The sequence below is a fragment of the Actinotignum saccati genome, from assembly GCF_051265055.1.
Classification (GTDB): Bacteria; Actinomycetota; Actinomycetes; order Actinomycetales; family Actinomycetaceae; genus Actinotignum.
The window spans coordinates 234,432-255,763 of the sequence record NZ_JBOZCC010000004.1 but is presented as its reverse complement, the minus strand read 5'-3'; the positions used below and the strand labels follow the sequence as shown (position 1 = coordinate 255,763).

Annotated in this window: 20 protein-coding genes and 1 tRNA gene; 11 read left to right on the top strand and 10 right to left on the bottom strand. The window is 63.8% G+C overall.

Annotated features, from left to right (window positions below):
- Positions 1-71: 71 nt before the first annotated feature.
- From ACRQEC_RS05250 to eno, 3 genes are all read left to right on the top strand, one after another.
- Positions 72-1,703 carry an LPXTG cell wall anchor domain-containing protein gene (locus ACRQEC_RS05250; RefSeq protein ID WP_284889392.1) on the top strand — a complete coding sequence of 544 codons (1,632 nt, stop codon included), beginning with the start codon at positions 72-74 and terminating at the stop codon, positions 1,701-1,703.
- Between the two features lie 142 nt (positions 1,704-1,845).
- On the top strand, positions 1,846-2,190 hold the full coding sequence (locus tag ACRQEC_RS05245) for a hypothetical protein (protein WP_284889390.1): 345 nt from the start codon (positions 1,846-1,848) through the stop codon (positions 2,188-2,190).
- Positions 2,191-2,410: 220 nt separating this feature from the next.
- Entirely contained in the window at positions 2,411-3,691 is a 1,281-nt protein-coding gene (gene eno / locus ACRQEC_RS05240) for a phosphopyruvate hydratase (RefSeq protein WP_016443220.1), read from the top strand.
- Positions 3,692-4,477: 786 nt separating this feature from the next.
- On the opposite strand, the gene ACRQEC_RS05235 is transcribed toward eno, so the two are convergent.
- The gene (locus ACRQEC_RS05235) at positions 4,478-4,639 is read right to left on the bottom strand and encodes a hypothetical protein (protein WP_284889388.1); all 162 of its coding nucleotides are present in this window, start codon (positions 4,637-4,639) and stop codon (positions 4,478-4,480) included.
- Between the two features lie 173 nt (positions 4,640-4,812).
- Here ACRQEC_RS05235 and ACRQEC_RS05230 point away from each other — a divergent pair, with 173 nt between their 5' ends.
- The 3 genes from ACRQEC_RS05230 to ACRQEC_RS05220 are packed head-to-tail and all read left to right on the top strand — an operon-like array spanning position 4,813 to position 7,119.
- A complete protein-coding gene (locus ACRQEC_RS05230) occupies positions 4,813-5,481 on the top strand; it encodes an FtsB family cell division protein (RefSeq protein ID WP_284889385.1) in 669 nt (222 codons plus the stop codon).
- 2 nt (positions 5,482-5,483) lie between these two features.
- Positions 5,484-6,077, top strand: a complete 594-nt coding sequence (locus tag ACRQEC_RS05225) for a DUF501 domain-containing protein (RefSeq protein ID WP_284889383.1) — start codon at positions 5,484-5,486, stop codon at positions 6,075-6,077.
- 19 nt (positions 6,078-6,096) lie between these two features.
- Positions 6,097-7,119 carry a Ppx/GppA phosphatase family protein gene (locus tag ACRQEC_RS05220; RefSeq protein ID WP_284889381.1) on the top strand — a complete coding sequence of 341 codons (1,023 nt, stop codon included), beginning with the start codon at positions 6,097-6,099 and terminating at the stop codon, positions 7,117-7,119.
- On the opposite strand, the gene nhaA is transcribed toward ACRQEC_RS05220, so the two are convergent.
- Positions 7,116-8,522, bottom strand: coding sequence for a Na+/H+ antiporter NhaA (gene nhaA, locus ACRQEC_RS05215; RefSeq protein WP_284889379.1), 1,407 nt, complete (start codon positions 8,520-8,522; stop codon positions 7,116-7,118). The genes ACRQEC_RS05220 and nhaA overlap by 4 nt on opposite strands.
- Before the next feature lie 181 nt (positions 8,523-8,703).
- On the opposite strand from nhaA, the gene ACRQEC_RS05210 reads away from it, so the two are divergent.
- Both ACRQEC_RS05210 and ACRQEC_RS05205 read left to right on the top strand, forming a co-directional pair.
- Positions 8,704-8,777: transfer RNA gene (locus tag ACRQEC_RS05210), tRNA-Leu, on the top strand.
- Between the two features lie 201 nt (positions 8,778-8,978).
- Positions 8,979-9,926 (top strand): Bax inhibitor-1/YccA family protein, encoded by a 948-nt coding sequence (locus tag ACRQEC_RS05205; protein ID WP_284889377.1) that lies wholly within the window; start codon positions 8,979-8,981, stop codon positions 9,924-9,926.
- Between the two features lie 246 nt (positions 9,927-10,172).
- Here ACRQEC_RS05205 and msrA read toward each other — a convergent pair whose 3' ends face one another.
- Together msrA and ACRQEC_RS05195 are read right to left on the bottom strand one after the other, a co-directional pair.
- Positions 10,173-10,814, bottom strand: a complete 642-nt coding sequence (msrA, locus tag ACRQEC_RS05200; protein ID WP_284889375.1) for a peptide-methionine (S)-S-oxide reductase MsrA — start codon at positions 10,812-10,814, stop codon at positions 10,173-10,175.
- Between the two features lie 45 nt (positions 10,815-10,859).
- The gene (locus ACRQEC_RS05195) at positions 10,860-11,345 is read right to left on the bottom strand and encodes a GreA/GreB family elongation factor (protein ID WP_016443212.1); all 486 of its coding nucleotides are present in this window, start codon (positions 11,343-11,345) and stop codon (positions 10,860-10,862) included.
- A gap of 385 nt (positions 11,346-11,730) precedes the next feature.
- Here ACRQEC_RS05195 and mca point away from each other — a divergent pair, with 385 nt between their 5' ends.
- A complete protein-coding gene (mca, locus tag ACRQEC_RS05190) occupies positions 11,731-12,636 on the top strand; it encodes a mycothiol conjugate amidase Mca (protein WP_284889374.1) in 906 nt (301 codons plus the stop codon).
- Here mca and ACRQEC_RS05185 read toward each other — a convergent pair whose 3' ends face one another.
- The gene (locus tag ACRQEC_RS05185; RefSeq protein ID WP_284889373.1) at positions 12,637-13,671 is read right to left on the bottom strand and encodes a PPK2 family polyphosphate kinase; all 1,035 of its coding nucleotides are present in this window, start codon (positions 13,669-13,671) and stop codon (positions 12,637-12,639) included.
- A 176-nt stretch (positions 13,672-13,847) separates the two neighbouring features.
- Complete coding sequence (gene trhA, locus ACRQEC_RS05180; RefSeq protein WP_284889372.1) at positions 13,848-14,657, bottom strand: PAQR family membrane homeostasis protein TrhA; 810 nt, start codon at positions 14,655-14,657, stop codon at positions 13,848-13,850.
- A gap of 364 nt (positions 14,658-15,021) precedes the next feature.
- Between trhA and ACRQEC_RS05175 the strand changes: the two genes are divergently transcribed.
- Positions 15,022-15,777: an isoprenyl transferase gene (locus ACRQEC_RS05175; protein ID WP_284889501.1), complete on the top strand. Its 756-nt coding sequence runs from the start codon at positions 15,022-15,024 to the stop codon at positions 15,775-15,777.
- A 59-nt stretch (positions 15,778-15,836) separates the two neighbouring features.
- On the opposite strand, the gene ACRQEC_RS05170 is transcribed toward ACRQEC_RS05175, so the two are convergent.
- The 4 genes from ACRQEC_RS05170 to ACRQEC_RS05155 are packed head-to-tail and all read right to left on the bottom strand — an operon-like array spanning position 15,837 to position 20,306.
- Positions 15,837-16,904: a hypothetical protein gene (locus ACRQEC_RS05170; RefSeq protein WP_284889370.1), complete on the bottom strand. Its 1,068-nt coding sequence runs from the start codon at positions 16,902-16,904 to the stop codon at positions 15,837-15,839.
- Positions 16,901-17,773, bottom strand: coding sequence for an exodeoxyribonuclease VII small subunit (locus ACRQEC_RS05165; RefSeq protein ID WP_284889369.1), 873 nt, complete (start codon positions 17,771-17,773; stop codon positions 16,901-16,903). The genes ACRQEC_RS05170 and ACRQEC_RS05165 overlap by 4 nt, the downstream gene beginning before the upstream one ends.
- Complete coding sequence (xseA, locus tag ACRQEC_RS05160) at positions 17,763-19,016, bottom strand: exodeoxyribonuclease VII large subunit (RefSeq protein ID WP_320756870.1); 1,254 nt, start codon at positions 19,014-19,016, stop codon at positions 17,763-17,765. Before xseA ends, ACRQEC_RS05165 begins: the two co-directional genes overlap by 11 nt.
- 33 nt (positions 19,017-19,049) lie before the next feature.
- Positions 19,050-20,306 (bottom strand): DNA recombination protein RmuC, encoded by a 1,257-nt coding sequence (locus ACRQEC_RS05155; protein WP_284889365.1) that lies wholly within the window; start codon positions 20,304-20,306, stop codon positions 19,050-19,052.
- A gap of 194 nt (positions 20,307-20,500) precedes the next feature.
- Between ACRQEC_RS05155 and ACRQEC_RS05150 the strand changes: the two genes are divergently transcribed.
- Positions 20,501-21,310, top strand: coding sequence for an SDR family oxidoreductase (locus ACRQEC_RS05150; protein ID WP_284889363.1), 810 nt, complete (start codon positions 20,501-20,503; stop codon positions 21,308-21,310).
- The last annotated feature ends 22 nt before the right edge of the window (positions 21,311-21,332 follow it).

Here is a 21,332-nt window from a genome sequence, read left to right as displayed (position 1 = left end):
GAAATGGGATGACGCAACGGCACCGATGGTGGTGGCCCTGTGGAGTGGCTGCTCTTAGCGTAAGGAAGAATATGAAGAAAGTACTCAGAGGTGTCGTGGCTGCCGCGACCGCCTGCACGGTGATGCTGGGCGGTGCGGGCGCGGCTTTCGCGGATTCGACGAGCCCGAATGGAGCTACCGCGCCGGTTGCTTCAGATGCCTCGTCGGGTGCCGGAGCTGCGGGTGCTGCCGATGCGGGCGCGCCGGCAGATGCCGCCGCAGCTGATACCAGTACCGCCGACTACGCCGCGGGCAAGATTAACGAAGTCCTGGGGGCTACTCCGGCCGATCAGGCCGATGCCTGGATGGTCAGCGCGCTGCAGAATCAGGCCTCTCACTATTCCAAGGCCTATGTGGATCAGCGCTTCGTTGCGGCTGCGCAAGCCTATGTGAATGCCTATTCCAACGGGGTATCCGACCTGGACAAGGCCATTGTTGAAGTAACCAAGACGGCCAAGACCGTTGCTGAAATGGATCGCCGGGTCAACGAAGAATTCCAGAAGTCCGCGGCCGGAAATAAGAGCGAAGTCGTTCAGAAGATTCGTTCCTGCATCGACCTCGCCAAGCAGAGGAAGAGCAAGGAATTCAACCAGTGCCTCAACGGCATTATTGTGCTGCAGAACCTCGAAGCTTACGAGAAGATGATTATCGCCGGTGATGCGGTGCTCAACGGAGATGTTTCCTATATTGATGCGGAGACCCTCGCCCAGCTCAAGAAGGACGTTGCTTACCTGCGTGAAGCTACCGCGTACCGCCCTGAAGCTGAGAAGCTGACCGGTAAGACGTGGTGGAAGGATATTGATCCCGCCACCATTACCCCGCTTGGGGATGCCGATTATGCTCGCCTTGAGCAACTGCGCTGGATTATCTCCGGCGAAAAGGAATTCAATGGCGTGAAAACCACCTACGGGCAGAGCTCGGACCGGGTGCGTGACCTAGTCCGCAAGGCCGGCTCCCTCAAGGCCAAGGCTGATACCGCTACTCTCATCGCGGGCTTGCAGAACCCGGTGGTACGCAATGCGGCCCAGCAGCTTTTCGATGCTGCCCCGGATAACTACGCTGCCGATACCTTCTCTCACGTGCTTCCGCTCCTTGATGCTTGGGCTACCAAGCTTGGCGAGGCGAAAGCCGCTATCGAAGCCGAACAGGCCGCCCAGCTCAAGGCCCTGGCCGCGCTGGATTGCGCTCCGCAAGCCGCGCGCACCCAGGCCGAAGCCGATATTCAGGCAGCCACCGCTGCGGCACTTGAGAAGCTCAAGCCGGTTGTGGACGAAGGCGTACTCACTGAGATCACTGCCGAACACGCGGCAACCGCGCGCGGTGCTGTGCACAATGTCGCTTCCCTCAAGGAATGCGCGCCGGCCGACCCGGCACCCGCGCAGCCTGCGGAACCGACGCAGCCGGCCCAGCCGACTACTCCGGCTCAGCCCTCCCAGCCGACCGCTCCGGCTCAGCCCGCGCAGCCCACTGCGCCGGCTCCCGCGGACCCGGCCCCGGCAGGATCCGCCAAACCGGCCACTCCTGCTAAGCCCGGCAAGACCGTAGTGAAGAAGTCGGCGAAGAAGCTCCCGAATACCGGTGTGGAAGCCGCATCCTTGGCGCTCCTCTCCGGTGCCCTGCTCGCCGGCGGGGCGCTCGCGGTGCGGCGTCGTCGTGCCGCCTAAACGCGACCATTAAATGAGCTGATGCTCGGGCGGGCCCGGCACGTGCGACAGACAAGCGCGTGCCGGGCCCGCTTTTTCGAAAAACTAGTGACGTTTCATTTTTTTGCTCTAGGATGATAGAAAGCACAACAAAGGAGTTGTTATGACGATGAACGTGAGTCCGAATCTTCTCAAGAATTTTGCGCGGCGCACGTACGGCGTCGCGGGGGCGCTGCTGGTCATCGCGATTGTCCTCCAGATTGCGGGGCCGTTCGCCACGATGGAACTCAATGAGCTTCCCGCTGGCACCGCGGATCCGGTCAAGGTTGGCTTGGCCTATGTGGTCAATGTACTCATGCAGATTTTTACCTTGCAGCTGGCCGGGGTTGCCGCGCTCATCGCTTTCTTGGCTCACCCCGTGCTGATCTCGGTGGTGAAAGAGGAAGAAAGCGGGGCGGGCGGCGTCGTCGTACCTCTTGGTGACGGGGAAGAAACCGCAGCGCACTAAAACTCTTCGTGCAAGTGCGTGAGCTAGTTAGCACCCGGGCGGTTCGCGCGCGGTGCCAAAGTCCCGAGTGCGCGAAAATCTTCGCGGCTCAGGGCGAAAACGCCGAGTTAATCACGGCCTGAGCATGACGCGCGCGGGTGTTTTGAGAGACAATAGAAACAGCGGATATTCCGCGCAGGTAGCCACAACTATGTGGCACGGTCTATATGAAGGAGTACCTGTGGCATTCATTGAGGCAGTTAACGCCCGCGAAATTCTCGACTCCCGTGGCAACCCCACCGTTGAGGTTGAAGTTGTCCTGGATGATGGCACCTACAAGCGCGCATCGGTTCCCTCCGGCGCGTCCACCGGCGCCTTTGAAGCCGTGGAAAAGCGTGACGGTGATAAGGGTCGTTACCTCGGTAAGGGTGTCGAGCAGGCAGTGGAAGCGGTGAACGAAATCATCGCTCCGGAAATCATTGGCATGGACGCCAACGATCAGCGCGCTCTTGACGCGCTGCTCATTGACCTGGACGGCACGGATAACAAGGGCAAGCTCGGCGCGAACGCCATCCTGGGTGTGTCCCTCGCCGTGGCGCACGCCGCCGCCGAATCGGCCGGCCTGCCGCTCTACCACTACATTGGCGGCCCGAACGCCCACATCCTGCCCGTTCCCATGATGAACATCCTCAACGGTGGCTCGCACGCCGATTCCAACGTTGATATCCAGGAATTCATGATCGCCCCGATCGGCGCCGAAACCTTCAAGGAAGCGCTGCGCTGGGGTGCTGAGGTGTACCACACCCTCAAGAGCGTTCTCAAGGAACGCGGCCTGGCCACCGGCCTGGGCGATGAGGGCGGCTTCGCTCCCAACCTGGATTCCAACGCCGAAGCTCTGGACCTCATCGTCGAAGCTATCGAGCGCGCCGGCTACACCCCGGGCAAGGACTTCGGTCTCGCCCTGGACGTTGCCGCCACCGAATTCTTCGAGAACGGTGTTTACAAGTTTGAGGGCGGCACCAAGTCCTCGGACGAAATGATCGCCTACTACGAAGAGCTCGTGGAGAAGTACCCGCTCGTGTCCATCGAGGATCCGCTCTCGGAAGACGAATGGGACGCTTGGAAGAAGCTCACCTCCGAAATTGGTGACCGCGTCCAGATCGTTGGCGACGACCTCTTCGTCACCAACCCCACCCGCCTCCAGAAGGGGATCGAAACCAAGGCTGCGAACGCGCTCCTGGTGAAGGTGAACCAGATCGGTTCGCTGACCGAAACCCTCGAAGCCGTGGAGCTCGCGCACCGCAACGGTTTCCGCACGATGACCTCGCACCGCTCCGGCGAAACCGAGGACACCACGATTGCGGATCTCGCGGTGGCCACCAACTCCGGCCAGCTCAAGACCGGTGCTCCGGCCCGTGGCGAGCGCATCAACAAGTACAACCAGCTGCTGCGCATCGAAGACGAACTCGGTGAAGACGCAGTCTACGCCGGTCGCGCTGCTTTCCCGCGCTTCAAGGCCTAAGGTTCTGGAAGCTCCGGGCTGGCTAGCTTGGTAACCGGTTAGCCTGGTAATCAGGTAGCCGGGTGGCCTACGGATAGCGCTGAGCGCCGCTCTTTCCCTTTGGGGAAGGGGCGGCGCTTTGTTATGGGGGCGGGTGTGCGGCCGGTCGCTTTTTGTAAGCCTCGATGTCAAAGGGGTGTTTGTAGGGAGCCCTCGACAGGACTGCCCACCTTTCATCGGGCTGGTTCACAAAGTGGTACTGGAGCTACAGCCAACACCCGATTTTTTGTCGTGCAGTACCACTCTGTCAGACTCGATGTTCTCCAGTACCACTTTGTCCTCATGTCGCAGGATAGTATTCGGGTCGACTCGGTGGGCCGCCCCGCCGCGCCGGCCCACCGCGTAGGCTCGCCGCCGCGGCAGGTGTGGGGTGTTTTTCCGAGGTGTACTTCGCATGTACGACATCTGCACTACATCTCTGAAAACATATACCGCCCGGCTTGGGGGCGCGCCCTATTCGCGGGCGGTGATGCCAGGCGCCTAGACTGGTAGCCATGAGTGTTCGCCGTCCCCCCTCGCGCCCCGAGCGCAACCGCCGCATCTCCGCGCGCGGAACACAGGGAAATCAAAGATTTGAGGCGAACCACGGAAATCAGGCGAGCCGTCGTGATGCTGCGCTGAGCCCCCGGGACGCGGCGCTGAATCCCCGAGACGCCGGGGCAAACCCCCGCTCAAGCGGTACCCCGCGAAAAGCATCCGACCTCATGCCGCGCGGTAAAGCAGGTAGTCGGAAACCGAAGCGACCCGCTAGGGAAGCGGGCGGCGATGCGCAGGCGCGCTCAGTTCACTCGGATCGCGCGACTCGCTCGGCACGCTCAGCCCGCACAGCTCGATCACCTCACTCAGCTCCTCGTTCAGCCAGCTCTCCGGCTCGCGCGGGAGCGGCCTACCGCAGTGAAACGTCATCACGCCCGGGGGCTACCCCGCGGCCCGGAGCCAAGTCTCGCCCCGGAGGGAAGCCGTGGCAGGGCGGCAATCAGCGCCAAGCCACCATTAACCGCTCGGAGAAAACCAGCCATTCCGGGCAGGGCGGTTCGCGGGGGAACAAGGCCGGGCGGAAAGGCCAGCGCCGCGCCATAAAAGTGGAATCCGGCCAGCGCCAGCACACCGTGAGTTTGCGAGCGGTGGCCATCGCGCTTTTTGCGATCCTCGCCATTATTATTGTGACCCCCACGGTTTCGCGTTTCTCAGAACAGCAGCACGAATTGCGGGCGGTGCGCGCGGAGCTGGAAAACGTGCAGCAGCACACCCGCGAACTCGAAGTGGAAAAAGCCCTGTGGAATGACCCGGATTACGTGCGGGCCCAGGCCCGGGTGCGGCTCGGCTACGTTGTTCCCGGCCAGCGGCTCTTCGTGGGCGCGGATCCGAATGAGGGCACCGCCCAGGAGCAGCTGGAAGAACGCGTCGCCACCGTCAATCGAGAACGCCGCGCGAATACCCCGTGGTACATTACCGGCTGGGATTCCATCACCATCGCGGGTAATTCCGTGGACGGGCAGATCGATAACCCGGACGAAGCCCCGATGTATACGCCGCCCACGCCGCAACCCGATAGCGCCACGCAGCCGGAAGGTGAAACCCCTGCGGATGGCTCGGCTCCCGCCCCGGCAGAACAACCAGCCGAACAACCAGCCGAACCGCCCGCAGAACAACCAGCGCCGGAAGACGCCGCCAACCCGGCCTCCGATACCGCGCCCGCCCAAGATACCGCGCCCGCTCAAGATACCGCGCCTGCCGCCGAAGGAGAATAAGTATGACCGATGTCCTCACCGAGCGCGACGTCACCCCTGAGCTCCTCACCCGCATCGCCGCGAACGCCACCCCGCTGCGCCCCACCGACCGCGGCGAGGTAGCCGCCCAGCTCGGGCGCGTCCCGCGCGGCCTCGTCGGCATCGGGGCACGCTGCGCCTGCGGCCGCCCCGCGGTCACCATCACCCTGCCGCGCCTCGGCCACGGCGAACCCTTCCCGACCCTCTTTTACCTGTGCCTGCCCTACCTGGTCAAAGAGATTTCTCGCCTGGAAGCGCGCGGGGAAATGGCCACCATGACCGCTGCTTTATCCGACGACGCCGCACTGCGGGCCGCCCACCAGGCAGCCCACGAATCCTATATAGCGCGCCGCTCCCTGCTCGGCGAGGTCCCAGAAATCGCCGGGGTATCCGCCGGGGGCATGCCCGAGCGGGTCAAATGCCTGCACGCGCTGGCCGGCTACGCGCTGAGCGCGGGGCGGGGAGTATGCCCGCTGGGGGATCGGGCCCTTGACCTCGTCGGTTGGGATGGCACCACCTGCCACTGCGAGGACGTGCCTAATTCCCGCGATGATGAAACCAGCGCAGCAGCGCACTAGAAAGGACATAGAACCGACCATGGCGGTTTCAGCTACCCCCACGCCCACCGCGCCTTCGCAGCGGGTTGCCGGTATTGATTGCGGCACTAATTCCATTCGCCTCCTTATCGCCGACGTTCCCGGAAAAGATGGAAGTTCCCTGAGCGATATCACCCGCCAGATGGAAATTGTGTACCTGGGCCAGGGCGTGGATGCCACCGGGCACTTCGCCCCCGCAGCCCTTGAGCGTACCCTCAACCAGGTTGATATATACGCGCGCCTGTGCCGGGAAGCGGGCGTGACCTCCATTCGCTTCGCTGCCACCTCCGCCACCCGCGATGCCTCCAACCGGGCGGACTTCCTCGATGGGGTCGTGGCCCGGCTCGGGGTGCGCCCCCAGGTGCTCACCGGCACCCAAGAGGCCCAGACTTCTTTCTCCGGCGCGATCTCTGCGCTGAGCTCGCCGGCCTCCCCGGTGCTCCTCATTGACCTGGGTGGCGGCTCCACCGAACTCGTACTCGGGCGCGCGGACGGTAGCGTGATTGCCAGCCATTCCATGGATATTGGCTCGGTGCGAATGCGCGAACGCCACCTGCGCCACGATCCGCCCACCCCGGCCGAACTAGAAAGCGCTCGCGCCGATATTCGCGCGGCCTTGGACGAAGCAGAAAAACATGTTCCCCTCGCCCAGGCCGAAGAGGTGGTTGGGGTGGCCGGCACCGTCACCTCGGTAACCGCCACCTGGCTCGGGCTCGACACCTACGATTCGGCGGCGGTGCACGGCACCGCGATGCCGCTGGTCGATATTGAAAAAGTCACCGACTGGTTTATCCACGCCACCCTGGAAGAACGCGCCGCGCTCGGCTTTATGCACCCGGGGCGTGCCCCCGTGATCGGAGCCGGGGCGCTGGTCTGGCAAGAAGTGGTACGCCGCATCGCCCAGCGCCGCGCCGCCGCGGGCCGCCCGCTCGGCACCATCACCACCTCGGAACACGACATCCTTGACGGCCTAGCCCTGTGGGCCGCTCGGGAACCCCAGCCTCCCGCCCGGCCGGCCGCTTAGGCGGCAGAGTCCGCGCTGCCGCGGGCGGCGTCGTCGTGCAAGGTACCGGAAACGCGGTGGTGCCGCACCCGCACGCGAGTAGCGAGCGCTCCGAGAACCACAGAAAGTAGCGTGCCGAGGAGTACCCCCACGCGCGCGTGGGCTTCGTGCGGGTCGGTGGGCGCGAAGGAGAGCTGCGCGATGAGCAGCGAGACCGTGAAGCCGATGCCGGCCAGGATCGACATGGGGAAAATATCGCCCAGGTGCAGGCCCTCGCCCAATTTGAGGCGGAAAACTTTCACGAAAAGCCAGGTGCCGCAGAAAATACCGATGCATTTGCCCAGCGGGAGGCCCAGGTAGATGCCGATAGCGACCGGGTCGGCGAGCAGCGCGGTGATCCCGCCGGCCTCGGTAATATTCACGCCCGCGGCGAAGAACGCGAAAATCGGCAGCGCAATCCCGGCCGACCAAAAAATCAGCCGTTCGCTATAGCGTTCCGTGAGCGGGGTGTCGTCCGCGTCGGTGGTGGAGGTGGGGATCATGAAACCGAGGACCACCGCGGAAATCGTGGCGTGCACGCCGGCGCGGAAGAAGCAATACCAGCACACCAGCGCCAGCGGCCACAGCAGCCACCAGCGGTTCCAGCCTTTCCAGCACAGCAAGCCGAAGAACGCCGCCACCAGCAGGCCGGCGCCCAGGAAGAGGAAATTCACGCCGTCGGAGAAGAAAATCGCGATGACGATAATTCCGCCCAGGTCGTCGGCCACCGCGAGCGTCATGAGGAAAATACCGGCGGCTTTCGGCAGCCCCTTACCCACCAGCGCCAGCACTCCGAGCGCAAAAGCAATATCGGTGGCCACCGGAATGGCCCAGCCGTCATAAATATGCGCGCCGGAAATCGCCTGGGTGGCGCAATACACCCCGATGGGCCCCAGCATGCCGGTAAGTGCGGCCAGCACCGGCAGGGCCGCTTTGCGCGGGTCGTTGAGGGAACCGATAGTGAATTCCTGCTTGAGTTCCATACCCACCACGAAGAAGAAAAGCGCGAGCACGAAATCCGCGGCCCAGTGCGCCAGATCCAGGTGGAGCCCCAAACTTTCCGGGCCGATTTTTGTGGCGGCCAGCGCGAAGTAGGTATCGCGGCCCGGGGAATTTGCCCAGATGAGCGCCACGAGCGCGGAAATAACCAGCACCAGCCCGGCGAAAGATTCATTGCGCAGCGCCTGGCTGTAGCGGGTGACCGGCGCGGCAAGTTTCCCCACCCGGCGCAGTCCCGTGCGGAGCTTGCGCTGCCCGGTTTGCGCGGTGGTTTCCGGAACCGTGACGGTTTCCGGCGAGGCTCCGGTTTCCGCGGAGGTTTCGGCGGTGGTTTCGGCGGTGGTGGATTCGTGCGCGGTGGTGTCGCGGTTCTCGCGCTGTGTCATTCCCTCTCGATTCTGTCTGCCCAGGTTTTGGTGGTACGACGGCGCAGCTACCGGCGGGCGGCCCTCGACGCAGGTAAAGCCGGTGAAGCGACGCGCTTAGGATCCCTCCTACTCTACAGGGTGGCGCGACAAGGTAGTATTCTAGGGATGTTCATACGCGCCCGTTGGGCTCGCATGTACTGCCCCCGTAGCCCAATTGGCAGAGGCACCCGACTTAAAATCGGTTCAGTGTCGGTTCGAGTCCGTCCGGGGGTACTGATCGCGGAAACCGAGAAGTCTTTCAGGAAAAATTCAGGCAGGGGCTTGAGAATAACCCTGGAGACGATATTGGACGAGTTATAACCAAGTTTGTACATGACCTGGATGCTAACCGGACGATGGTCGCGTCTGACAGTAGGCGGGCCGCCTATCCGGCGGTCCACCACAATACAGGAGGGTATTTTGTCGAATCCCGTGATGAGTAACAACCCGTATTTCCGCAAGGGTGCTGCCACGCCGAACCAGCAGTTCCGCGGTGGCAATATTGCAACGGAACCGCGCCAGGGTTACCAGGCCGGCCCGGGTGTTTATGAACAGCCGAGCGGCTACGGTACGGAGCAGCCCGGCTGGTACAACCAGTACGGCTTCGATCAGCAGGGCTCTGGCCAGGCTTATCCGCAGCAGGGCTATGATCAGTACACGGGCGGCTACGGCCAGCCCGGTGCTTTCGGGGCTCCGGCTACCGCCACCATGACCTACGACGATGCCATGGTGAAAACCGCGATTCTGCTGGCGGTCTCCATTGTTGCCGGCGCGGCCACCATGCTCTTCGTGCCGCTGGATTCGGCGATGATGCTCGCGATCCCGGCTTCCCTCATCGCTTTCGCGGTGGGCATGTTCGGGGCCTGGCGCCCGATGGTCGGCCCGGGTATCTCCATTGCCTACTCCCTCTTCCAGGGTGTGGCCCTCGGCGCGATCACCAATGCTTTTGACACGCTCTACCCGGGGGTGGCCTTCCAGGCAATTCTGGGTACCGCGATTGTGGTGGGTGTAGCGGTGTTCCTCCACATGTCCGGGAAGGTCCGCACCACGGCCAAGGGCCGGCGGGTGGTCCTCACCATTATGATCGCCTACATTATCTTCGGTTTCGTCAATCTCATTCTGATGCTGACCGGCGTGACCAACTCGCTGCGTAATATTACGGTGGGTGGCTTCCACCTGGGGATCATCCTCGGGCTGGTCATGATCGCGGTGGCCGGCTACGTGCTCATCTCCGATCTGGAAACCGCCAAGCTCGCGGTGGAACGCCACGCACCGAAGGAATTCGCGTGGACGGCAGCTTTCGGCATCGTCATGACGGTGCTGTGGATCTACCTCGAAGTGCTGCGCATCGTGGCCTACCTGGCAGCTTCCTCGCGAAACTAAAAGAATCGCGGAACTAAGAGAAGCGCGGAACTAGCCAGTGCCGCGGGCAGGATTAGCGCCGGGAAACTGGCAGTACTGCGTAACCAAGGCTGATAGCTAGAACGAAGGCCGGGACGGATGTTTTTCCGTCCCGGCCTTCGTGTGGTTCCGTATGTCGTTATTCCGGGGGATGGCCCGGCTCGGTAGCGCTATGCGCCGGCCGTAGCTCTATGGCCCGCGCTAGCCGAGCTGCCGGCCGCGGGGCTGCTAGCCGAGCGGGCCAGCTCCCGGGAGCGGGCAGGCGATCCCGGTGCGCGCATGGCATTGGTAGCCGTTGGGCACCTTATGGAGATACCCCTGGTGCTCCTCTTCGGCCAGGTAGAAAGGCCCGGCGGCCAGCGCCGGCACCACTTCCGTGACAATGGCGCCGCGCCCTGCCTGGCGAAGCACATCTTCATAAGCAGCGATCATGGCCCGGGCGGTGCGCTCCTGGGTGTCCGTCGTCGTAAAAATAGCGCTGCGATACTGGGTGCCCACGTCGTTTCCCTGCCGGTTCAGCGAGGTGGGGTCATGGGACTCGAAGAAAAGCTGGAGCAACTTCTCCAGCGGAAGCTCGCGCGGGTCAAATACCACCCGCACCGTTTCCGCGTGCCCGGTGCGGCCCGTGCACACCTCCGCGTAGGTGGGATTCGGCGTGGTGCCGCCCATATAGCCAACCGCGGTGCTCAGCGCGCCCGCCTCCCAGGCCAGCTTTTCCGCGCCCCAAAAACACCCCGAGGCCAGGTAGATGAGCTCTTCGCCCGGGCCGGGTTCGGCAAGGACGGGCGTCCCTAGAACCACGTGCGGCGCCGGATTCGGATTAATCGGATCGGGCCGACCCGGCAGCGCGGGGGTAGCAGATAGATTCACGATCAGCTCCTTAGCTCTCTGGTGGCGCCCTAGCGTTCTGGCCTTCTAGCCTTCGTAGGGCTTGATATCGAGGATTTCCACCTTGACGGGGCGGCCCAGGCGGTTCTTGAAGGTGGTTTTCTCACCCTTCTTCAGGCCCAGGATGGCCTGCCCGAGCGGCGCGCTTTCCGGATACACTTCCATCCCCACAATATCCGCGGCTTCGCGCGAACCGAGGAGGAAGGTTTCTTCCATGCCGCCAATCGTGGCCGTCACAACCGTGCCGGAAGCCACCTCATCGCCCGAGGGCGGCTCGGATACATGGGCGTTTTCCAGCAGCGCGGTCAGCTCCACGATCCGCCCCTCCAGCTTCGACTGCTCTTCGCGAGCCGCCTGGTAGCCGCCGTTCTCCCGCAGGTCGCCCTCCGAGCGCGCCGCTTCGATCTTCTTGGCGATCTCCGCGCGCTGCACGGTAATCATGTCATTGAGTTCGGCCTTGAGGTGCTCGTACGTTTCGGGGGAGAGCCAAGCCCCCTTGGTGTTTTCAGACATCTCTTCTCTTTCTCGTCACGGCGGGCGGGTGCTCCGCGCACCTGCCCGGTTGGTCATTCTGTTATGAGCCCGCGCTCGCGCGGCGCAGCTCGGCACGCCTTCGTGCGGCGATGCGGTTGCGGGGGCCCGAGCGCTGGGCGCGGGTGGGACGCCCCACTCGGATAAAAAAATCATGCCCTGACAGGCATGTTTCTCCGGCTAAGCATACCAGCCTTCCGGGCGATGCAACATTCCCCTGGATTTTCTGCTGGCGGGGGCCGCGTTCCACTCCGCTACCATCGCGGGCCAGCGCGTGGGCCTCCTTGGTAGAGTAGCGCGATAAGCGCCAGCGCCAGCTGCGGAAGAGCGCCAGCTGCGGAAGAGCGCCAGCAGCGGAAGGAGAAGGATGATGGACGAACGCCGTCTCCTCTGCGTCCACGCCCACCCGGATGACGAATCGTCGAAAGGCGCGGCCACCATGGCGAAATACGCCCGCCTCGGCCGGGTACGGGTGGTCACCTGCACGGGTGGGGAACGCGGGGATATCCTCAATCCTTTATTCGACGACGCAGCTCTGGCCGGGCGCACCATGGCACAGCTACGCCGGGAAGAAATGGCCGCCGCTGCCCGCATCCTCGGCATTGAACACGTTTTCCTCGGCTTTGTGGATTCCGGGCTGCCCGAGGGCTACCCGGATGCGGAGCTTCCCGCCGATAGTTTCGCCCGGGCTGCGGACGCGGATGTGCATCGCGCTCTCGTGGCTCAGATCCGCGAGTTCCGCCCCCAGGTGGTGACCACCTATGACGAAAACGGTGGCTACCCGCATCCCGATCACCTGCGCACCCACACCGCCACCCTCGCGGCGGTGCGGCTGGCGGGGGAGCCGTGCTGGCCGGAGCTGGGCGAGCCCTGGCAGGTTTCCAAGCTGTATTACGATGCCAATCTTTCCTTCGCCCGGCTCACCACCTTGCACGAGGCGATCCTTGCCGCCGGCCGCACCAGCCCTTTTACGGAATGGCTGAAAGAGGCCGCGCAATTCCCGCGCCCTCGTCATGCCGCAAGCACACGGGTCGGCGTCGTCGCATATTTCCCGCAGCGTGACGCGGCCATGCGCGCGCACGCCTCCCAAATTGACCCGAACGGGCTGTTCTTCGCGGCGCCGCGGGACCTGGAGGCGCAGGTGTGGCCTCATGAGGACTTCTACCTGGCGGCTTCCACCGTGGGCCCGGCGCCCGCGGAGGGCGAGACGGATCTATTCGCGCGGGTGCCCGGGCTGGAAAGCGAAGAGCAGGCGGCGGCGCGGTACCGGTAGTTACTGTCCGTTCCCGACCCGCTCCCCGGCGTCCTTGCGAGCATCCTGGGTGATGAGCGTTTCCACGCCATTTCGGTAGTCCTCGGATTCGGCGGCGACTTCCTCCGCTTCCTGGCGCAGTTCGTCCGCGGAGAGTTGCGCGGTGTGCCGCGGCATGGTGGCCAGCACCTGCTCGGCCTGGGCGCGCGGATCCCAACGGACCTCCGGCCAGCGCGGGGCCAGCCGGGCGAGCGCTTGGGCGAGGAGCTCGGTCACCGCGAGGCGCGCGAACCATTTGCGATCCGCCGGCACCGCATACCACGGCGCGTATTCCGTGGAGGTGCGCTCGAACATGGCCTGGTAGGCATCCATATAGGCAGGCCACTGGGCGCGTGCCTCCACATCGGAGGGCGAATACTTCCAGTGTTTATCGCGGCGCGCCAGCCGGCGCAGCAGCCGCAGCCCCTGCTCCTCGTAGCCGATAAGCAGCGCCACCTTGACGAGCGTATAGCCCGCGCCCACCAGCTCCCGCTCGAACTCATTGATTTTTTCGTAGCGCTCCTCAATTTCCGCGGGCGTGGCGAGCTCATCGACCTTCCCGACCAGCACATCTTCGTAATGCGAGCGGTCAAAAACTCCGATCATACCGGCCGGTGGTAGCGCGCGCCGAATCCGCCACAGAAAATCATGAGACAGCTCCTCCGCGGTGGGCACCCCGAAAGAGCGCAGGTGCACGCCCTGCGGATCAACCATCCCGAGCACATGCCGGCAAATTCCGCCCTTCCCGGCGGTATCCATGCCCTGCACCACGAGCAGCACGCGCCGCTCACCTCCCTGGCGCGCTTCGGCATAGAGACGTTCTTGCAGCTCAGCCAGCAGCTTCCCGCGCTCTTTCATGGCGGCTTTCCCGGCCTTTTTATCCCCGTGCCAGCCCGGCGTGGATCCGGTATCAACGGACGCTATCTGAAAACCCTCCCGGACTCGCAGCGCAATCCCGGGCGCCGTGGTCCACGTGCCGGCGTGCTCGCGCGCCTCCGGGTTCTTCTTTTTGCTCATCTTCGCTCCTATGCATTGCCGTTTTCGTGTGGTGCTGGGCACCAGTCTAAAGGAGGGGTACGACGCCGCCGCGGCCCTCCGGGCCGCGAGGCCGGCCAAGCGGGCTTGGTAGTCATGCAAGCTGGGGAGTGCTCAGCGCGTTGAGCTCTGAGCTGACTGAGCGCGGCGGGCGCTCGTTAGGCGACGGCGAAGAGGGTGAGCCAGACCGCTACCGCATGGCAGGCATAACCCGCCACTGTTCCGGAGTGGAAGAATTCGTGGAATCCCCAGGTACGCGGCCAGGGATTGGGCCAGCGGAAAGCGTAGGCGAGCGCACCTACCGTGTAGCAGATCCCGCCGGCAATAATGAGCCAAACGATGCCCGGGCCGCCGGCCTCCCACATATCCGGGAGAAACCAGATGGCCACCCACCCGAGCGCAATATAGAGGGGAACATACAGCCAGCGCGGTGCGGCCGGCCAGAAATTAGAGAGCGCGATCCCGCCGAGCGCCCCGCCCCACACAATGGCCAGCACCAGGGCGGCGGTACTGCCCGGCAGCAGGGCGAGGGAAAGTGGGGTGTAGGTTCCGGCGATGAGCAAGAAAATATTCGAGTGATCCAGACGGCGCAGGATCGCGTGGACTTTCGGACCCCAGGACCCCAGGTGATACACCGCGGAATGCCCGAAGAGCACCACGGCGCTCAGCCCGAACACAATGACTCCGATGGTGAGCGCGGCGGTGGGTGCAAAAACAATCTGGACGATCATATTCGCCAGCGCGAGCGGGGCAATAATGGCGTGCTGCCAGCCGCGCAATACTGGTTTCGGTAGCGCCGATGCGGGCAGGCGCCGCCGGGCGCTGTGTGCGCTGGACCGCGCTACCGCGGGCTGTGCCGCCCCGGCGTTCGATGCGCCGGTTTTCTTCTCACCGCGAGTCTCACCGCGAGGCGCGGGGGAATCACTACCGCGCTGGCGTTCGCTAGTGGCGTGACAAAGACGGGTCATGGTGCTCCCACGTGATCGGTGATGCCTCCGGGGTCTCCGCAGGCCGGCACAACGCGGCGGCGGGTGAAGCAGGACCTGTGGCTCCGGTTCCCCGCACCGGTCTAAGCCGCTGGCGCAAGTGTACGCTGCTTGCCTGAGTATTTTCCGGGTATCTTTTCCTGTTCGCTCAGGATGGGCGGGCTACAGTTAAACGGTTAGGTATCTAGCCGCGGCGCGTGATCGGCGCGGCCTTGGCATAGGGTGGCTCAGGTTGCCGCGGTTCGGGCCGGCGCGGTTCGGGTTGCCGCGGCCCTGGCAGGGCACGGCTTAGATCGGCGCAGCTCGGGCCGGCGCGGCTAGAACGAGGGAGGGAGACAGCGTGGGGATGTCATCATGGCTCTACGCCGCATATGAACGCCGCTTGGTGCGGGAGCTGGCCGGCAAACGCATGCCGCAGCACGTGGCCATTATGTTGGATGGCAATCGGCGTTGGGCACGCGAGCTGGGTGAATCTGCCACGTTCGGGCATCGGGCCGGGGCCGAGCGCATCGCCGAGGTGCTCGGCTGGTGCGAAGATGCCGGCATCGAGGTGGTTACTCTGTGGCTGCTCTCCACTGATAATCTCTCCCGGGCGGCCGAAGAAGTAGGCCCGCTGCTCACCATCATTTGTGAAACTGTTGAAAATCTGGCGCGCTCGGGTCGTTTCCGGCTGGTCGCGGTGGGTAATCTTGATCTTCTTCCTGAGGAGTACGCCCAGCGCCTGCGTGCCGCCGCCGCGAGCACCGAATCCTGTCATGGTTTGCACGTGAATATTGCGGTGGGTTACGGCGGGCGCCAAGAAATTACCGACGCGGTGCGTTCCTACCTGCGCGATGAGGCGGAAGCCGGGCGCAGCCTCGCGGAGGTCGCGGAAGATTTTTCCCTCGCGGATATTACCGATCATCTCTACACCCGCGGCCAGCCCGATCCGGATTTGGTGATTCGCACGAGCGGGGAGCAGCGCATGAGCGGCTTTATGCTCTGGCAGTCCGTCCACACCGAGCTGTATTTCTGCGAAACCTACTGGCCGGATTTCCGGCGCGTGGATTTTTTGCGCGCGCTGCGCGACTATACGCAACGTGACCGGCGCCGCGGCCGCTAAGCTGCGAGCACGTGGCCGCGGGCGGAGCCGGAGTGGGGCGCTCACACCGAAAAGGTGCGCTAAATCAGCCCTTCGCGGCTTTGGTATTCGAAGAATCCTTCGCTCAGTTCGTTGCGGGTCAGTGGCTCCCAGCCGGCATGCGCGGTCATGAGGCTGCGCGCGGTGGTGGCGAAAGCACCCACGGTATACAGGTGTGACATGGACATGGTCGCAAGGCCGGGGCTGGCTTCCCTCCCGAGCAAGCTCACCCGGTCAAGAGTGTCGATGGTGGTGGCGATAAAAGCGCTGCGAGCCCCGGCCACATCCACGAAGGGGCGCGGGAGGGATGCCACGTGGAGTCGGTCACCCGAGGCGGTGATCATGAGCGCGGCACCGTCCTCAAGCAAAATGGCGACGAGCCGCGGCCCGAAACTAAACCAGTGTTCGGCCACCGCGGCAAATTCGTTTTCGGGGCCGCTAATACCGTAAAGCAGCCGGATATCTTTTGAGGTTGCGACGACGACGTCACTTAGCTGCAAGAAACTTTCGGCTTGAATACGTACTCGATCCAGGTTGCGGGCGCGGGGGTGGCGCAGCGCCGGCGAGTAAATAATTGTGGAGGTGGAGCGGCATACCCGCAGCCATTCGCGCACGGTGTGGGCCGCGGGCATGGCATGGCAGGCATCCCCACCGAAAATAGTGGCGGAGGGGCTGAAAAGATCAAAATCGAGTTTGCGGGCGCCGCGTTCCGGAGCTGGCAAAATATCCCAGCTTTCTTCCGGGTCTGCGTGTGCGTCCCCGTAATGAGCTTCGGTGAAAGCTGCCGGGGGCGGGGTGGGCAAGCCGGAGGTGAGAGCCGCGCTAACCGAGTTTGAAGCAGTGCTGATCGGGGCTGAAGTGCTGCTGATCGGGGCTGAAGCCGCGCTGACCGGGCTTGCGGCGGGGCGCAAGAGAAGCTCGACCCCGTGGGCAGCGGCGTAATCGCGTACGACTTGCGGATCGGAAGCCTCGGAAATATTGGTGACCATCCGAACTTCGCGAGCCAGGTGGGCTAGATTGACAGCCACCTTAAACATGGTGCCGGCGCGAAATGGGGTCTCCGCTTCACGCTGGTTGGCGATGGCATCGCCAATTACGAGAATCGTCATGCGAAATCCTCGGGGTGGCGGGTGAGCGGGGTGGTATCCAGGCCTGTTCCGTCCGCGAATTCTTCCGGATCGAAATCATCGTCATCCTCGCCGGCCGCGGGTTCCGCAGCGGAGGGCGGTGCGGCGGCAGGGGCACCAGCGGGCGCATCGGCGGGACTACCCGTGGGAGCAGAGCCGCCGCGCGGGGCAGCGGGGGCAGGCGTAGCTTCCGCCACGGCTTCCGGAGCTGGCTGAATAGCCGGTACATCTTCAGCGCGTACTTCACGGACCGCTTCCCGGAGGGCCGCCACTCGGTCCTCCTTGGAAGCCTGCGGCGGGATAGCGGGGGCGGGCGCCTGATAGCCACCCGTTTGTGCTGCGGCCGGCGCGGCCTGATTCACCGGCGCGGCCTGGTTCACAGGCGCGGCCTGATTAACGGGAGTATTCGCCGGGGCAGGAGCGGGAGCAGCCGCCGGGGCTGCTGCCGGTTGCGGGGCTGCCATCGGAGCGGCCGCGAGGCTTTCGCCGCGTTCGGCGGCATCGATCCGGGCCGCCGCGCCATCAAGCCAGCTTTGGCAGTGGCGGGCTAGGGATTCGCCAACTTCCCACAGTCGCAGGGATTCTTCGAGAGGAATGGAGCCTTGTTCTAGGCGGGAGACAATATCAACTAGCCGGGCCCGGGCATCTTCGTAGCTGAGGGTGGCCACGCGCGCCTCAATATCTTCGCGCGGGTGAGGTGCAGAGGCGCCGGGTACCTGAGGTCCGGACACCTGATGCCCGGGTGAGCCGGGTGCCTGGGGCGTGGATGCACCCGCTGCGTGGGGTTGGGATGAGCCCGGCGCTGGCGCCGGGGGTGTGAATCCCTCAGGAGTGGTTCCCTTAGCTGCCATGCGCGCTCCCTTTCACTTCGAGGTGGAGGCTTCCCGCGGCCAAAATGGCACGCAGGTGTTCTCCGATTCTGACATCGTTTTCTTGTGAGACTACTCTGTCATCCCCGCTTAGGATAACCGAATACCCGCGCTGCAGTGTCGCCTGGGGGGAGAGGGCCCGCAGCTGAGAAAGCAGCGAGGAAATATCTTGGGAATTGGAGGCCATATCGCGCCGAATATGGGCCCGCAGCCAGGAGCGCAGCGACTGAATATCTTGTTCGCGTACCTCCACCATGGTGCGGGGGCGGGCCAGTACCGGCCGGGCGCGTAATGCTTCGAGTTCCTTAGTGGCGCGTTCCACCCGGTGGCGCATGCCCTGGCGTAAGCGGCGCACCGCCGCCTGCACACCTTCACGTTCCGCTTCCCGATCCGGGACGATGCGTTTGGCGGCATCCGTAGGGGTGGAGGCCCGCAGATCAGCCACATAATCGCTGATGGGATTATCTCCCTCATGCCCGATAGCGGAGACTACCGGAGTGCGGGTGGCTGCAATAGCACGCACCAGGTGCTCATCAGAGAAGGGAAGGAGATCTTCCACGGAGCCACCCCCGCGGGCCAGCACAATAACATCCACTCCGGGATGGGCATCGAGTTCACGCAGAGCCGGAATCATCTGGGCCACGGCATCCCGACCCTGAACCGCTACTTCGCGTACCTCAAAACGAACCCCGGGCCAGCGCAGCGAGGCGTTAATAATGACATCCTCTTTGGCTTTGGTATTGCGCCCCACAATAAGCCCCACCGCGCGCGGTAAGAAGGGGAGCGGCTTTTTCCGTTCGGGTGCGAACAGGCCTTCGGCGGCGAGTTTAGCTTTCAGGGCTTCCAAACGGGTCAGAATATCACCCACGCCAACAGGGCGGATTTCCTGTGCCCACAGGGAGAGCGAGCCATTACCGGTATAAAAATCCGGGACCGCCCACACCACCACCCGGCTTCCGGAGGTGACGGTTGCGGGAAGTAGATGGCTGAGTATTTTCACCGTCATAGAGACGTTTTCTTCCAGATCCCGCAAGGTGAGGAACTGGACTTTGGCTCCGGGGCGGCGCTGGAGGGTAATGACTTCACCTTCCACCCAGAGGCGTGACATTTTCGCCACGTATTCCCGGATTTTGACCGAGAGGAGGCGCAGTGGCCACGGGTGATCCGGTGTTGTCTGCGCAGCCCGTTGCGGCAGGTTGGCGGGTACCGGAGTTGTTGAAGCCATATCAGTTATCGTGCCATGTTTTGCCCCGCACTGCTACGGGACAATCCGCGTTTCATGATCTTCTTCGCCGTCCAATGCTTCCCGCAAGGCGGCATCGTGGAAACGTTTGACCTGACCTTCTTCCGCGGCAATGGCCGGCGGGGTAGAAAAATCAGCATCCAGGCTTTCCAGGCGCCGCGCGGTGACCAGCACGCGCGTATCGAAAGAGGAGAGCGCCGAGTTGTAGTTTTTCACCGCTGAGGTGAGGGAATTCCCAAGCCTTTCCAGGTGGCCAGCCACCACCCGCAGCCGATCCGTCATTTCCCGGCCCAGCGCAATAATATGCCCGGCTTCCTCGCTGACTTTACTGGAGGCCCACAGCGTTGCCACGGTGCGCAGCAGCGCCAGCAGCGAGGCAGGAGAAGCCGGGATCACCCCGAGATTCAGGGCATCCTCCAGGAGTGGGGGATCTTCCCGCAGCGCTTCCGCGAGCAGGGATTCCCCCGGGAGGAACATAATGGTAATCCGGGGTGAGCCCGGGAAAAGCGCGGGGTAATCCCGTTTGGCTAGAGCGTTCACGTGAGCACGCACCGCCTTGGCGTGCTGTTTGAGTAGATCCTGGCGCCGCGCGATTTCCTCCGCCGTGGTAGCCGGAGCGGCCTGCGCCTGGAGCATCGCGGTGAGGGGAACCTTGGCATCGAGGGGGAGATGAGCACCTCCGGGCAGGTGGATAACCATATCCGGGCGCGCTCCCGCCGCGCGCCCACCACCCGCGGGCGCGGAAACCTGCTCCGAAAAATCAACGTGGGGGAGCATTCCGGCGGCCTCCACCACCCGGCGCAATTCCACTTCACCCCACATGCCGCGCGCCGAGGTAGAACTGAGCGCCCCGCGCAGCGCCTGGGTAGCCCGCGCCAGATCTTCCTGGGTGCGCGCCGCCGCGCTGAGCTGGGTGCGGATTTCGGTGCGCTGCTCGCCCTGAAGAACCTGCACATCCCGAACCCGCTGCTCCATCACCTCAAGCTGCTGGGTAATAGGAGCCAGGGAACGCAAAATATCGTTATCGGTTTTAGCGCGGGCGATGAGCCCGTTATTTTCCTCCTCTAAACGATCCGAACGAGCCTGGGCGGCCGCCAGCTGCGCCCGCACCGCTCCGGCATCGCGCTGCGCCTCCTCCAGTTGCTGGCGCACCAGTGCCAGCTCACGGGCCGAAACCGCCCCACCCGAGCGCACCCGCGCGCTCAAGAACCCCAGGGCGAAACATGCGCATCCCACCGCGATAAGAGCACCTAGAACAATCGAAATATCCATAGCGGTATTCAAACATCCACCTACGACAGAAAAATGGGAGGGAAGCGGACTGGCGGCGTCGTCGCCCCTTGTTCCCCGCAAAAAACTTTGATAGCTTTCAAAAAGCGGGGTATAACGCAACTCACACAACAGTTGGGACGTACGGCCCCGCGGGCGGTGCCGCGAGGAAGCGGCGCCGGGGAGAAAGGAACACCATGTCTACTATCGTCGTGACCGGAATGGGCTCGGGTATTGGCGCTGCTTGCGGGCAGATTCTGGAAGAACGCGGGCATACGCCCGTCGGTGTTGATTTGCGCGGGGCAGAATTTGAAGCGGATCTGTCCACGCCGGAGGGAATAGCGGATGCGGTTGCTCGGGTGGTGGAAAAGTACCCGCAGGTTGACGGGGTGATCGCGAATGCGGGCACCCAGAGCAATTCGCCTCTCGATCTCAAGGTGAATTACTTCGGCGCGCGCGATACGGTGCGCGCTTTCCTTCCCTACCTGGAGAAGGCGGACAATGGGCGCGCGGTCATTACCGCCTCGTGTGCAAGTTTGCAGCCCAGCGACCCTAAGCTCGTGCAGCTGCTCCTCGATGATCAGCGCGAAGAAGCCCTCGCCTACGGTAAGGAGCTGGCCGATCAGGGCCCGATGCAGGGCTACGCGAATTACGCCTCTTCCAAGCGCGCTATCGCCACGTGGGTGCGCCGCGCGGCCGTGAGTGAAGAATTTGCCGGGCGCGGCGTGGGGCTCAACGCGGTGGGGCCGGGCGTGGTCGCCACCCCGATGACGAAGGAACTTCTCTCCACCGAAGAGGGGCGCAAACAGGCTTTCGGCGCGCTACCCGCCCCGTACCACGGCGCCTCGGAAGCTCGCGATATTGCCGACGCCCTCGTTTTCCTCGTGACCGGACTCTCGCGGACCATCACCGGGCAGATTCTCTATATCGACGGTGGCGCGGATGCGATTTTGCGCGGCGAAGATATTTGGCACGCCCCGAAGTCCATGGACGCGCCCGTACGGTAGTGAACGGCCGGTAGCGCCGCAC